The sequence below is a fragment of the Polymorphospora sp. A560 genome (genome assembly GCF_045781765.1).
Lineage (GTDB): Bacteria > Actinomycetota > Actinomycetes > Mycobacteriales > Micromonosporaceae > Polymorphospora > Polymorphospora lycopeni.
In genome coordinates this window covers 7,896,507-7,910,706 of the sequence record NZ_CP122282.1, presented here as the reverse complement: position 1 = coordinate 7,910,706, position 14,200 = coordinate 7,896,507, and the positions used below count along the sequence as shown (strand labels likewise).

The following is a 14,200-nucleotide window of genomic DNA, read 5'->3' as shown; positions in this document are numbered from 1 at the left end:
AGATCGGAGGACGACTTGTCGAACGCGTGTAGGAAGGGATCAAATGTGGGGGCCGCGTCCTGCGGCGCGGCAGCCAGGCTTGCAGCCTGGGGTCAAGGACGATAGGCCTGCCAGCACGGCGGGTGCGACCGTGAAGATTGAGGAGGCTCCGTGGGCAAGCCACTGGCGCTGCCACTTCCAGGACTGGATGTTGGTGCTCTCGCTGCGGCCTCGCTGGTGCCTCCTGGCGGGGAAGAGTTGCGTGTCCTGGACCTCTTTGCAGGGGCAGGGGGATTGTCGCAGGGGTTTCAGCAGGTGGGGTTCAGGGTTGCCGGCGGATCGGACATTGACCCCGATGCCTGCGCTACCTACAGTCGCAACTTCCCGGGCGCGCAGGTTATCTGTGGCGACATCCGCCTGCCCGAGGTTCACGAGCAGGTGGTCCAAGCCGGCCGCGGCGTCGATGTCGTGGTAGGAGGGCCCCCGTGCCAGGCTTTCTCTCAGGTTCGAAATCACTCTCGGATCATCGATGATCCCCGTAACTCGCTCTATCGCGAGTTTGTCAAGACGGTAGATGAGATCAAGCCTCCTGCATTCGTGATGGAGAATGTGCCAGGAATGGCCCAGATGGGGGTCCTCGAGCAAGTCAAGGAAGATCTTGAGTTGGGTGGAGCCTATAGGGTCATCGCCAGGGTCCTCGACGCGGCTGATTTCGGCGTGCCCCAGACGCGCAAGCGTCTAGTCTTTGTCGGTATCCGGAGGGACCTCGGGGAGTCGCCGCCGATGGTCATGGGAAGTGAGGCGACTGCGTACCTGTCGCTCGTGCGACACGCGAAGGGAAAGTACGCTGTTGAAGGCCGTCGTGACGAAGGGCGCGCTGCTCTCCTCATGGAGGCGCTAGCCGACCCAGACAACCTGAGCGTGGTATCCACCGATCAGGCCCTATCCGACCTGCGCGGCCTGCAGGCGGGCAGGCGCGAGGACAACATGGGTATCGGGGAACTGAAAGAGGCGGAGTCGGCCTACCAGCGCCTCATGCGGAAACACCTATCTGGAGAAATAGCAAACGTCAGTGTTCCTAGAATAAATGCTGATACCGTCACCCGACTGAAGAAAATCCCGGCCGGAGGAAATCATCGCGACCTCCCCGAAGCGTTAACTGCCCGCTATATCAGTGGCGAGAAGTGGGGTCCGAGCACTGATAGTGGAAAGCTCGTGCGCGCTCACTTCTATGCATATCGCCGGCTGCATCCTGGAATGTGGGCGTGGACGCTGAATACAAAAGCGGACTCGGCTTATCACTACCGGGCGGCCAGGGCGCTGAGTGTCAGAGAATTTGCGAGACTGCAATCCTTTCCGGACCATTTCGTGTTCACGACCGATCCACGCCGGGGTCCCCTTCCCGGGCGCATCGACGGAGGTCAGGCACACTCGCGCTACCGCCAGGTCGGGAACGCGGTCCCCCCTCTGCTGGCAGAGGAAATCGGAAAGGCTGTCCAGGCTACAATTCGGCGGGCGCGGCAGGCGGCTTGCCAGGAGTAACTGGCCATTCGACCCGCATCGAGGATTCCTGGAGGGGCCCGTTGTCAGATGGCGCGCCGGCCGGTGGGCTTGCAGCGACGCTCCGGCCTAGCGCGGCCAGTTCTTGGGTAACCCTCCGGACCGCAGCATCGAGGTCACGTTTGACATCAAGATCCCACAACCTAATGACTGTCCAGCCCATACCGGCAAGTTCAGCGCTTACGCGGCGGTCCCGATCCTGGTTCCGCGCGATCTTTTCTCTCCAGTAAGGACTCGCGGTTGCCGGATTGAAGTGATCCGGATGGCCGTGCCAGAAGACGCCATCAACGAAGATCGCAAGACGCCAGCGGGTGTAGGCAATATCCGGCTTTCCCGGCAGCGACCTTACGTGCAAGCGATAGCCTAGCGCCCCAGCGGAGCGCAGCCCTTTCCGAAGAAGCAGTTCTGGCTTTGTGTTCGCCGAGCGGATTGCTGCCATGACTCGCGAGCGGCCTTGCTTGGATAGGTGATCCGCCATGATTCTCCCGGATGGCTGAGCACGGTGATGGGCTGGGATCGGCCGGCCGCCCTGCTGGTTCGGTGGCACGTGCTCTGGCGAGAACCCTGCCGGCATCTCAAGCTTGCGTGACACCCGCAAGCACCGGTCGCCTCCTGGGAACATCGCATAGTTTGGACGTTATCTGGGAGCGGCTGCGGCTCCGGTGCGCAGTGCGAGGCCCGAGATGATCTCTTCCGGATAGTGGGCTCCGTAGCATCGATTCTGGTTGAGGGCCTGTTGGATGGGGCCAGGTGACCGGACGGCACCCGGCCGGTGGCTTCAGTCCGAGGGGGTCTGCCATATCCCTTTTACAGCGAAATCTCCTTCTCGCGAGGTCGTCAGCTTCTAGTACTCTCCCATCGTGGACTACGACCAGGCCGTACTGCCAGGAGTGAGTGAAGCGCGCACGGGGGCTGCACCTGCGGCAGGTACACGCGCCTTTGGCGAAGAGAATCGAAACCGTCTCCTCGAGGAGTACTTCGCCCAATCTGGCCCGGTTGAACCCGGACTCGCCTGGCGTGATGTTTATAGGCTACTACTCTGGATCGACCGCACCACTGGGCTGGCTCACTGTTATGAGAGCGACAAGTGCCAACCTGGACGCCCCTGGTATGCGAGAAGCCTAGCGTTTCATGTGTGGGTCTCCCAGGCTCTCGGCGTCGCTCCTGCAGAGCTTGATAAGCACATCGACTTCCTGTTCAGGAACGCCACCGCCGACTTGGCTGGAGCGGCCGCCAGGAACCGCGCCAGGCTGGAACCAGCGATAGCGATGCAGCGCGAGCCATTTGAAGGGCTAGGACTGCCGCTGCCGGGCGAGGATCCCGAACTGGAGTCCATCGTTACTGAACTGCTGGAACCATATCTCCTTCAGCAGCCTCCGCGTACGGCCCTAAGGACGCTTACGGAGCGAATCCAGGCCCACGTCGGGCTCGAGAACAAACGGAAGAACCTCGTAGGTGAAGGATTCGAGGATACGATCGCAGCGTTGCTCAGGCGAGTTCCCTCGATCTCACATAGTTACGAAGTATCCGTGCGTCCTCTGCTTCACAATCTTCCAGGCTTCAGGCCCCCCCGCGCCAACAGCAAGACCCGCCAGGTGGATCTAGCTCTCGTTCATCGGTGGACAGGAACGCGCACGCTTGTCTCCTGTAAGTGGAGCGTTCGAAGCGACCGGGAGGAGCAGTTTGTCAGCGACTTCCGAGATTACGACCAGCTCGAAGACGCCGGCGAGGACTTCGAGTATGTGCTAATTACTAACGAATTCGATCCAGCCCGACTCGCCGCAGCCTGCGAGGTCCGTCGCCAGAACGGCCACCTCTTCACAGATGTCGTGCACGTAAATCCGGATGGCCCCCGCGCGGCGTATGGTGCTCCTGCACCCCAGCGAGGAGTCGGTATGGCTAGAGCCCTAAAACACATCGAATCAGGACGACTCGCAGGGCTAGACGCCTGGATCGGCGCCCTTAGCGAGCGATAGGCATCCTGTTCATCAGCGATCCTGCTTCGCCGCACCGGACAGTTCGATGCTGCTCCTTGATCAGGAGTTACATCGATCAGCGACTTGCAGTCCCCGGCGGGCTCGGCTTCGCCGTGACCTCGTGAAGGTGCCCGCTGCGGACGGATTCGACCCGCCCTGGTGTCAGAGATTTTTAACTGGGCGCAGCCAGGGCCATCGTGTTTTAGAGTTGGCCAATCACAGGTGTCCGGAGGCCGTGCTACCTCCGGACACGTGTGGATGGATCAGCAGCTGAATCGGTTGTGTCCACTCACGCTCTGATGTCCCTTGTTGGACTCCAGGATGCTGCGGTATGTGTACGTTCCCAACTCCTTGCAGCCGGTTGTCACCCGGACCTCTCCGTCATTGTTGCGGTTGCTCGTGCCCATGGTCTGCCAGAACGGGCCGGTCCTGTGTCGCTGGATAGTGAGCGTCCAGTAGGCAGTGCCGCAGTCGCTGATGTGGGCCGTCGCGGTCACGTTGTCGCCGCTCTTCGACGGGGTTGGCGCTGAGAAGGTGCATGCGCCAGCGGCGATCTGGGCGTCGCCGGGCTTGGCGTATACGTGCGTTGGGGTGGCGATCACCGCGCCGCCGAGCACGAGCACCAATGCCCGAAGGGTTGCTCTTTTCAGGAGACGTGCGTACCTCATACCGGTTCCTCTCTCGAAGCGGACGCCAGTTCGGCACACATCAGTGCACATCATTCGCACGAGTAATTCCGATGCCGCCCTGGATGCTGTGCCGATCCTGTCGCCATGTCTAGCGTCCGGGGATGTTGTTCAGGCGTGGCGACGGTCTACGACCTGCGGCGACGGTTTATCGGCCCGGGGTCGGACCGAGCTGTCGTCAATGCGATGGGCATCCCGGGCTAGCGGTCGCTTTCGGTACCATCGGATGACTCTGCGTCAGCAAATGTTGGCAGGCCGTACACTTCGAGCTTGTGGAGCCGCGATGCCCCGCCCGGAGCGACCCCTTGACCCCACCGCTGGCCCAATTCAGGCCTTCGCCCAGCAGTTACGTGACCTCCGGAAGGAGGCAGGCACACCGAAGTACCTGCAGATGGCCCGGACGACCGGCCGGTCCCGTACATCCCTCGCAGAGGCGGCCGGAGGCGACCATCTGCCCACCTGGGAAACCGTGGAGGCGTTTGTAAAAGCGTGCGGGGGCGACTTGCTTGTATGGCGCGCACGGTGGGAGCAGGTTCGGGACCGGGTTCGCCCGGTCGATGAACCACCGTCCCCGGTTACGACGACAGGTCTCGTGGATGCGTCAGCACGACCGAACCCGGTTAAGCCGGTACCAGACGCGACGATGGTCGAGCCTACGGCCGCGTCGCGGGGACGCCGTCGCGTCGTCCAGATTGCCAGCAGCGTAGGTATCGTGGTGTTCGCATTGGGCGGGGCGTACTGGGCAGGGCTACGCGATGATCAGCCAATTAAAGGTGCCCGGGCTCCGTCGTCAGCGGCGATCACCGTGCATAACAAGGTTGCGATCGGGGCGACCGGGATAGCGGAAGATTCCACACCGTCGTACCTGTCAACCCGACCAGTGGCGCGGTGCGGTGCCCGGAATTGCAAGATCCCCAACACGGAGGTGTGGTCCGGGGCGGAACTCGTAGCCCGCTGTTGGTCCCGCGGTGAAACCATGACCAACAGCGACCTGACCAGTGAGGGCATTGACCACAACCCGGCAGGTGTGACCTCTGACCTGTGGTACAAGGTTGTCCTACACGACGGGCGGGCCGGCTGGCTGTCGGAGGTGTACATCGCCCCCGAGCATCGAGGCGGCATGGGCCTTCCACGCTGCGCAGCCCAGGGCTGACGATGTCGCGGAAGTACGCAAAGAGCGACCCGACCCGGGAGCCCGAAGGCGTCCGAGGCCGCGGGGCTGGCACCTATGTACTCCAGCCGCCCTTCCGTCAGATGGAGTCTTCGCTGGTAGTGGCATGTTCTGGCGTGGAACTGATGTCGGCGGCGCCATGTTGACCATCGATCGATGTGATCGACTGGTTGGGGTTTGGTGATCAGGTGTGCCAGGAGACGGCGGATCTCGCCGAGGGTGAGTGGGATGAGTCCGTCCCGGCCTGTTCCGGCGCCCCCTTTTGTGCGTGTGTGACGGTGATCGCGAGGAAGGCGTGGGCCACCATAGCCAGGGTTATGTGGTGGTACCAGGCGTCGTAGCGGCGGACCTGGTAGTGGTCGAGTCCGACCTCGTTCTTCGCCGTCTGGAAGCGCTCCTCGACCGTCCACCGGGTGGGCGACCCGGACCGGTTCTTCGTCGCTGGTGTCGGCCGGGCCGTAGCACAGGTAGTAGGCCAACTCGGTGGGTCTGGCGACGCTGCGGCGGATGAGTAGCCAGCGGGCGAAGCCGTGTTCGGCGGTGCCGGTGTCCGGTAGCGTGGCCACGGCCCAGTCGTAGAGGCGGGGCCCTTTGACGCCGTCGCCGCAGCTGCGGCGTTTCCAGGCCAGATCGGGCGCGGCGGCGGCCAGGGCGTCGGCGCGGGCGCTACCGCGTTCGGTCGGGACCTTCTGGTTAGCCGGTACGGCGAGCACGTATCCGACGTGTCGTCGCTGGAGTTCGAGGCGGAACTTGCCGTCCTTGCCGTATGCCTCGTCCGCGGTGACCCACGACGCGGGTGGGCCGGCGTCCAGGGCTCGGGCGAGCATCCTCAGCCCGAGGGCGGGCTTGGTGGCGAAGGCGACCGAGGGCTCCGTTGCGTTGTCGGATCGCTGGGCATGGTGAGCTGCGGCGGGGGCGCCGGTCAGATCGCTCGGGCGAGTTCGGTGAACGCGGCGGCCACCCGATGTACGGGTGCGATGTCGGCGGCGAGTTCGTAGTGTCCGCGTCGTAGGTTTTGAACGAAGGCGTGGCCGGTGATGATCGTCTGTGCGGTCCGGTCGGTGTGTAGCCCGCGCATCGGTCTGAGTCGCTGTTTGAGCTGGCTGTGGTCGGCCTCGATCGGATTGTTCGCATGTCGCTCGACATGGTGCCGGGCCGACGGGACCAGGTCGTCGAGCACGCCGGGATAGGTGGCGGCGGCGTCGGTGACCACCTCGCGAGGTGTGACCTTCAGCGTGGTCAGGGCCCCCTGGAAGAACCGGCGGGCTGCGGCCGCGTCCCGGCGCGGTGAGACGAGCACGTCGATGACCTGCCCGTACTGGTCGACGGCCCGGTACACGTAGCGCCAGATCCCGTTGACCTTTACATAGGTCTCGTCGACGAACCAGCGGTTGCCCGGCGCGTGGCGGGTGAAGCGGGCGGCGTCGGCCAGTAGCGGGGTGAACCGTTGCACCCACCGGAACACGGTGACGTGATCCACCTGCACACCACGTTCGACCAGGAGTTCCTCGACATCGCGGTACGAGAGGTTGAAGCGTAGGTACCAGCGGACCGCAAGGACGATCACCTCGGGCGGGAACCGGAACCCCGCGAACGCCGAAGCGGACGGCAACGAATCAGGCCGGATCGATGACCTCACCGCTCAAGTCTGCCTCGACCTCGCCGATGACCCAACGCAACAGACCCTTGTCGCCTCCGTTTAACGTGGTGGCTCCTGCGGCGCGACGAGGAGCGGTGGCACGCGAAGATCGGCTTTAGTTTGTCGGCAGTAAACCATCAACGGCGGCCATCCTTAGCGCGGTGGCCGACTGGCGGATGCTCTCTGTCCGGATCGTGACTGCCGCCAGTGAACGTTGTGTGACACGTTGCTCGGTAAACGATGCCGAGGGGGGCGTGGTGCGCGAGCATCTAGTGGTCGTGGTGCCTGGTATCGGAGGGAGTGTCCTGGCCCGGCCGGGGCAGCCTGATGCTCCGCTGTGGTCGGTGGGCTGGACGGATCGGCGGCTGCTGCGGCGTCCGGAGCTGTTGAGCCTGGCCGAGACGCCGGCGCTGGAGCCGGTGGGGCTGATCCGGTCGTTGCGGCCGGTGCCGTTCTGGACGGCGGTACCTGGCTACGAGGGGCTGTTGAAGGCGCTCGGGCATCCGCATCCGACGGTGTTGCCGGTGCCGTACGACTTCCGTCTCGGCGTCGCGCCGGCCGCCGAGCGCCTTGCGGACCGGGTCGAGGAACGGTTGCGAGAGCTGTGGCCGGGCGGTAACCATGCCGGTCGGGTGATCGTGGTGGCGCACTCGATGGGGGGCCTGGTCGCGCGGCACTGGATCGGTCTCGGCGGCGGTGATGCGTACTGTCGGGCGTTGATCACGTTGGGGACGCCGCACTGGGGCGCGCCGAAGGCATTGAACGTGCTGGCCAACGGCATCTTGGTCAAGGGCCTGCCAGCGTTTTCTGGGCTACGAGACGTGCTGCGGCAGTGGCCGTCCATCGCGGAGTTGCTGCCGCGCTACCAGGCGGTGGTGGACGCACGGCCGGCGCACGTGGGTGGCACGGGCGGGTTGCTCTACCCGTACGAGCTGCCGTTGCCGTGGCATGAGTGGGGCGCTGACCCGGCGGCGGCGTACCGGCTGCACGTGGACATCGAGCAGGCGTGGGCGAAACTGCCCCGCGACGGGACGAAGGTGGTGCCGCGGGTCGGTTACGGCCATGGCACCCTGCGCGCCGCTGCCTGGGATGGTGAGGGGGTGCGGGTGACATCCGACCCGCTGTCGTTTCCACGGCTCGGTCGATGGGACGGCGAGCTCGGTGACGGGACGGTGCCGGCTTATGCGGCGGTTCCGGTGGAGATGGCCGATGAGCCGCCGGACGACTTCCTCATGCCGTACCGGCACGGCCGTTTCGCCGCGATGACGGCCGTCGCCGATCTCACGGCCCGCTACGAGGGCCGCGGTGATCTGCGCCCGTTCCGCGGCGTGCAGCATCCGGCGGTGCTGGGTGCCGACCTCGACGAGGTCCAGGTCGCCGGTGAGCCCGTCGACGTCGCGGCGAGCATCCGCGGCGATGACGTCGACACCGCCGGGGTACGGGTATGGGCCGTGGTTGAGGATCCCGCGACGGGCCGACCGGCGTTCGACGACGTCGAATTCGTGGCCGACGCGGGCGGGTACCGGACGGTGCTGCCGCCCCTACCGCCCGGCACGTACACGGTGCGGCTGTCGGCGCGGGAGGTGCCCGGCGCCGGGGATCTGGAGACCACCGAGACGGTCGAGGTGTTCGATGACGCCGACCTCGGCTGACGGGACTCCGGACGGCCGGACGTCGGGGGTGGACTGGCCGGCGTGGTCGGTCGCCACCGATCCGGCGGCGCTGGCCCGGTACATCGTTCCGGATGTGGTCGCCCGGCATGTCCGGATACCGGCGGGCGACGGCTCACCGACCAGCCGGCTGAAGGAGGTATGGTCGGGTCTGCGTGATGTCCGGGTCGGGTACGCGGTCGAGCCACCTGACGCCGCCCTGGGTTTTCAGCGTGTGCGGGCACCGGGCGAGGTGCTGGTCGCTCCGGGGACCGGGACCTGTCTTGATCTGGCTCTGGTGTTGGCGGGGGCGTGTGTGCACGCCGGCCTGCCCACCGCGGTCATCGTGCTGTCACCTGCTGATGGAGCCGAAGCGGGGCATGCGCTGGTGGCGGTTGGCCTTACCGACCGGTGGCCGTTCGGTGGCATATCGATGGCCGCACCGGAACGCCTGGCCGCCGTGACGGCCCGGACTCTGCAGGGGCCACCACGCGACGTGGTCATCGTTGACCCCAATGGACTCGCGACCGCAGTCGGCGCCACTGCGACCGCCGGCCTGGATACCGATCTCGACAGGGCGATCGGCAACGGCTACCGACACCTGACCGGTGGGGCTTTGACGTGGCGGTTGGCCGTCACCCCTGACAGTGAGGCGCGGTACCGGCCGGCGCCCGTCCCGGCGGTATTGCCGCTGCGCGAGATTTACCAGCGGCCCGACGTAGCCGAGTCGGTGCTGAAGTTGGTCCGCGCGGAGTATGCCCTTACCCCGTTCCAGGCTCGCGACGAACTCACCGTCCTCGAGGACTTCGCCCACCGCACTGCCGTCGGCGACCGTACCGGGCTAGCCATCATCCACGGCACCGGTGGATCCGGCAAGACCCGCCTCGCTCTGGAACTGGCCGACCGGCTACGCAAAGCCGGCTGGTACGCCGGCCCGCTGCGCGAGTTCATCACCCACGACGAAGAGGCGCACCGGCAGGCGAGCCTGACCTGGCTGGCCGAGGTCACCGCGCCGATGCTCGTGCTGGTCGACTACGCCGACGCCCGCGTCGAGGACCTCAAACTGCTCTTGGCCACTGTCAAACACCGTGCTGGACCACCCGCCGTGGTGGTGGTTACCGCCCGCGCTGTTGAGGGCGACTGGCTGGTCGACGTCCGAGACGCGCTGACCGCCGACCTTCATCCGTGCGTCCTCGACAGCGTCGAACTGGCTGACACCCACCCGCACCCCGACCGTATTTACGAGCGCACCTATGCCAGCATCCGAGCTCACGCATCCAAGACGCCGCCGGTTCCGCCTGCCCGCCCCGGCCACGACTGGACCACACTGGACCTGGTGCTGTTCGGCTGGCTAGCCGCTACCAGCACGGCCGAGCTACCGACCACCGAGGCCGGCCTGCACGAAGTTGTACTCAAACATGAACAGAAGTACTGGGCCACCACCTACGAGGACCTAGCCGGTGGCCGTGGCGACAGGCAACTGTTGGCCACCGCTGGAGCCTGCCTGACGCTGCTCGGGCCGACCGACCTCGACACAGCGACCGAGGCGCTTCAAGTTGTCCCACCATTACACCAAGACGCTCGATGGCGACGCGACATCGCCAGGACCTTCGCGACCTGCCTCGCCCGACGCCCCGGCGAACGGTGGGCGATACGGCCCGACCCGATCGGCGACTATCACCTGACCCGCACTCTGGCCGCCAAACCGGAGTCGCTCGCCCGATGGCTACCCGCCAGCCTCGATGACGACGCAGTGCTGCCGCCGATGCTCGTGCTGCAACGTGCCAGCACCGACAGCCAACTGTTCGAGTCACTGCTACGGGCCAGCCCCGAGCGGTGGCCGCTCGTGCTGGCCATCGCCACCGCTCTCGGCGGCCCGGCCGGGCAGGCGCTCGAAACCCTAGTCCAAGCCACCGACTGCCCGTTGCCGCTGAATGAACTGTCCGAACAACTGCCCTTCCACGCCACCAGACTCTGGCACCTGGCCCGGCTCGTTGACGAACGTCAGCTACACGCCGCCTCCAATGCACCCCAGCAACACGCCGAACTCCTTCTACGAGTAAGCGTCCGCCGCGCCAACGCCGGGGACCGGGCGGGGGCTCTGGTCGCGATTGATGAGGCGGTCGCGTTCTACCGCAAGCTGGCGGAGGCGAATCCGGGCGTGTTCCTGTCCGATCTCGCCATGTCGTTGAACAACCAGGCGGCCCATCGGGCGGAGGTCGGGGATCGGGCCGGGGCTCTGGTCGCGATTGATGAGGCGGTTGCCCTGCGACGTCAGTTGGCGGAGGCGAATCCGGGCGTGTTCCTGTCCGATCTCGCCGGGTCGTTGAACAACCAGGCTAACCAGCGGGCGGCGGTCGGGGATCGGGCCGGGGCTCTGGTTGCGATTGATGAGGCGGTCGCGTTCTACCGCAAGCTGGCGGAGGCGAATCCGGGCGTGTTCCTGTCCGATCTCGCCATGTCGTTGAACAACCAGGCGGCCCATCGGGCGGAGGTCGGGGATCGGGCCGGGGCTCTGGTCGCGATTGATGAGGCGGTTGCCCTGCGACGTCAGTTGGCGGAGGCGAATCCGGGCGTGTTCCTGTCCGATCTCGCCGGGTCGTTGAACAACCAGGCTAACCAGCGGGCCGAGGTCGGGGACCGGGTGGGGGCTCTGGTCGCGATTGATGAGGCGGTTGCCCTGCGACGTCAGTTGGCGGAGGCGAACCCGGGTGCGTTCCTGTCCGACCTCGCCACATCGTTGAACAACCAGGCTAACCAGCGGGCCGAGGTCGGGGACCGGGCCGGGGCTCTAGTCGCGATCGATGAGGCGGTCGCGTTCTACCGCAAGCTGGCGGAGGCGAACCCGGGTGCGTTCCTGTCCGACCTCGCCACATCGTTGAACAACCAGGCCGGCCATCGGGCGGCGGTCGGAAACCGGGTGGGGGCTCTGGTCGCGATTGATGAGGCGGTTGCCCTGCGACGTCAGTTGGCGGAGACCGACCGGGCGGCGTTCCTGTCCGATCTCGCCATGTCGTTGAACAACCAGGCGAACCAGCGGGCCGAGGTCGGAAACCGGGTGGGGGCTCTGGTTGCGATTGATGAGGCGGTCGCGTTCTACCGCAAGCTGGCGGAGGCGAACCCGGGCGTGTTCCTGTCCGATCTCGCCGGGTCGTTGAACAACCAGGCGAACCAGCGGGCGGCGGTCGGGGACCGGGTGGGGGCTCTGGTTGCGATTGATGAGGCGGTCGCGTTCTACCGCAAGCTGGCGGAGGCGAACCCGGGTGCGTTCCTGTCCGATCTCGCCGGGTCGTTGAACAACCAGGCGGCCCATCGGGCGGCGGTCGGGGATCGGGCCGGGGCTCTGGTTGCGATCGATGAGGCGGTCGCGTTCTACCGCAAGCTGGCGGAGGCGAACCCGGGTGCGTTCCTGTCCGACCTCGCCACATCGTTGAACAACCAGGCGAACCAGCGGGCGGCGGTCGGGGACCGGGTGGGGGCTCTGGTCGCGATTGATGAGGCGGTTGCCCTGCGACGTCAGTTGGCGGAGGCGAACCCGGGTGCGTTCCTGTCCGATCTCGCCATGTCGTTGAACAACCAGGCCGGCCAGCGGGCGGCGGTCGGGGACCGGGTGGGGGCTCTGGTTGCGATCGATGAGGCGGTCGCGTTCTACCGCAAGCTGGCGGAGGCGAACCCGGGCGTGTTCCTGTCCGATCTCGCCGGGTCGTTGAACAACCAGGCTAACCAGCGGGCCGAGGTCGGGGATCGGGCCGGGGCTCTGGTCGCGATTGATGAGGCGGTTGCCCTGCGACGTCAGTTGGCGGAGGCGAACCCGGGCGTGTTCCTGTCCGACCTCGCCATGTCGTTGCACAACCAGGCGAACCAGCGGGCGGCGGTCGGGGACCGGGTGGGGGCTCTGGTTGCGATTGATGAGGCGGTCGCGTTCTACCGCAAGCTGGCGGAGGCGAACCCGGGCGTGTTCCTGTCCGATCTCGCCGGGTCGTTGAACAACCAGGCCGGCCGTCGGGCGGCGGTCGGGGACCGGGTGGGGGCTCTGGTCGCGATTGATGAGGCGGTTGCCCTGCGACGTCAGTTGGCGGAGGCGAATCCGGGTGCGTTCCTGTCCGATCTCGCCGGGTCGTTGAACAACCAGGCCGGCCGTCGGGCGGAGGTCGGGGATCGGGCCGGGGCTCTGGTTGCGATTGATGAGGCGGTCGCGTTCTACCGCAAGCTGGCGGAGGCGAACCCGGGTGCGTTCCTGTCCGACCTCGCCAGATCGTTGAACAACCAAGCCAACCAACGCCCCGAAACCGGCGAGGCAACCTGGCAGGCCGCCATTGACGACAACCTTCCCCCGCTCTATCGCGGCTGGTTACGTGCCTACTACGCCCAATGGCTTGCCCTCAACCACCGGGCCGACCAGGCGGCCGCCATGCTCGCCACAGCAGCAGTCGAGACGACCGAGCCTGAGCCTGGCGCGCCGCCACACGCGACCGCCGCGGCTCGCCAACACGTCCGCGCCGTCACCAACCACCTCAAGACACCACCCGACAACCAGCCCAATTGGACCATCGTTCCAATTCCCGACCATCATCTGCAACTGGCCAACGACCTGCTCAACTCCCACACCTGGCCCGACCGCGAAACCGCCCTCCACCGACACCGAACCACGATTCACGAGCCCGATCTCCCCACCACCCTCACTATCCTTACCATCCTGCACCCGGACATTCCCCAACTGGAGGACGTGCGCGAACTGACGGCCGATCTGCACGAGCACGGATTCGACACCGTAATCGAGCACCTTCGTACCGCGCACGACGAGCAGGCCACCCTTGAGGCCTGGATCGCCACCCCCAGCTGGACCGAATCCATCACCTTCCTGCAGGACCACGCCGACACCCTGCAACGTCCACACCTCCGTAAAACACTTCTCGAATACGACCATCCAATCGCCGTACAGCATGGCGCGATTCTCGCCCTCGCCGCCCAATACCAGCCGGACACACTCCTGCGGATCATTACCAATCCCGCCGAAGCCGCCGAACTTGCCACCAATGCCCTCGAAAGCGGCGACCTGACAACCCTCGCCATGATCCTTTTGGTCTGCCCACGCTCCGCCGAACTGCCCGGCACAGGGCCGCTGCTGATCGCCGTATCGCTGCTCGCAAACGGCCATGAAGAGGAAGCCCTCGTTGCAGCCCAGAATGCTGTCATCTCCGGCGAACGAACGCAAAATCGAGCACATTGCATCCGGCTGCATAGGCTGCTAGCCACCCAACAACCGGGAATCTCCAACGCATTCCAAATCGGACTCGCGCGAATGGTCGAACTGTACAAACAGCACATCCTCAACCCTGATCCGATCCACCCCGACGAACCAACGCCCACACCTACGAGACCTCAGCAACCTGAACCGCCCCGAATCTTGTAGCCCAGACCCACTCGCGGTGGCGCCTGCGTGCCGCCGTCATCGTCGTGACACAGGCTTTGGTCGCTCAGGACCGGGAAGCAGACGCCCCAGCCGTCGTGTCCGAGTGCGGAATCGACGAGGAGGACAT

The 14,200-nt window shown here is 65.7% G+C and carries 8 protein-coding genes and 2 pseudogenes; 6 read left to right on the top strand and 4 right to left on the bottom strand.

The genetic code is table 11. The features are described 5' to 3' along the window. Positions 1-150 precede the first annotated feature (150 nt). The gene (locus tag QCD66_RS35555; RefSeq protein WP_375734016.1) at positions 151-1,521 is read left to right on the top strand and encodes a DNA cytosine methyltransferase; all 1,371 of its coding nucleotides are present in this window, start codon (positions 151-153) and stop codon (positions 1,519-1,521) included. Here the strand turns inward: QCD66_RS35555 and QCD66_RS35550 are convergent. Next, entirely contained in the window at positions 1,481-2,017 is a 537-nt protein-coding gene (locus tag QCD66_RS35550; protein WP_407567272.1) for a very short patch repair endonuclease, read from the bottom strand. The genes QCD66_RS35555 and QCD66_RS35550 overlap by 41 nt on opposite strands. A gap of 382 nt (positions 2,018-2,399) precedes the next feature. On the opposite strand from QCD66_RS35550, the gene QCD66_RS35545 reads away from it, so the two are divergent. After that, complete coding sequence (locus tag QCD66_RS35545; RefSeq protein ID WP_375734018.1) at positions 2,400-3,515, top strand: hypothetical protein; 1,116 nt, start codon at positions 2,400-2,402, stop codon at positions 3,513-3,515. A 263-nt stretch (positions 3,516-3,778) separates the two neighbouring features. Here QCD66_RS35545 and QCD66_RS35540 read toward each other — a convergent pair whose 3' ends face one another. Continuing rightward, positions 3,779-4,141 (bottom strand): hypothetical protein, encoded by a 363-nt coding sequence (locus QCD66_RS35540; RefSeq protein WP_375734019.1) that lies wholly within the window; start codon positions 4,139-4,141, stop codon positions 3,779-3,781. A gap of 241 nt (positions 4,142-4,382) precedes the next feature. Between QCD66_RS35540 and QCD66_RS35535 the strand changes: the two are divergent. Both QCD66_RS35535 and QCD66_RS35530 read left to right on the top strand, forming a co-directional pair. Next, positions 4,383-4,691: pseudogene (locus QCD66_RS35535) on the top strand (helix-turn-helix domain-containing protein); the annotation flags it as partial. Between the two features lie 486 nt (positions 4,692-5,177). Then, complete coding sequence (locus QCD66_RS35530) at positions 5,178-5,354, top strand: hypothetical protein (RefSeq protein ID WP_375734026.1); 177 nt, start codon at positions 5,178-5,180, stop codon at positions 5,352-5,354. 761 nt (positions 5,355-6,115) lie between these two features. On the opposite strand, the pseudogene QCD66_RS35525 reads toward QCD66_RS35530, so the two are convergent. Both QCD66_RS35525 and QCD66_RS35520 read right to left on the bottom strand, forming a co-directional pair. Further along, a pseudogene (locus QCD66_RS35525) lies at positions 6,116-6,298 on the bottom strand (transposase); the annotation flags it as partial. Continuing rightward, a complete protein-coding gene (locus QCD66_RS35520; RefSeq protein ID WP_375734025.1) occupies positions 6,295-6,984 on the bottom strand; it encodes an IS6 family transposase in 690 nt (229 codons plus the stop codon). The pseudogene QCD66_RS35525 and the gene QCD66_RS35520, both read right to left, overlap by 4 nt. A gap of 188 nt (positions 6,985-7,172) precedes the next feature. Here QCD66_RS35520 and QCD66_RS35515 point away from each other — a divergent pair, with 188 nt between their 5' ends. Then, positions 7,173-8,663, top strand: coding sequence for an esterase/lipase family protein (locus QCD66_RS35515; protein ID WP_375734020.1), 1,491 nt, complete (start codon positions 7,173-7,175; stop codon positions 8,661-8,663). Then, entirely contained in the window at positions 8,644-14,073 is a 5,430-nt protein-coding gene (locus QCD66_RS35510) for a hypothetical protein (RefSeq protein WP_407566950.1), read from the top strand. The genes QCD66_RS35515 and QCD66_RS35510 overlap by 20 nt, the downstream gene beginning before the upstream one ends. The last annotated feature ends 127 nt before the right edge of the window (positions 14,074-14,200 follow it).

Bases quoted from the DNA above. Each gene is read 5' to 3' on its own strand.
- QCD66_RS35550 (WP_407567272.1), bottom strand. From the start codon at position 2,017: ATGGCGGATCACCTATCCAAGCAAGGCCGCTCGCGAGTCATGGCAGCA.
- QCD66_RS35530 (WP_375734026.1), top strand. From the start codon at position 5,178: ATGACCAACAGCGACCTGACCAGTGAGGGCATTGACCACAACCCGGCA.
- QCD66_RS35510 (WP_407566950.1), top strand. From the start codon at position 8,644: ATGACGCCGACCTCGGCTGACGGGACTCCGGACGGCCGGACGTCGGGG.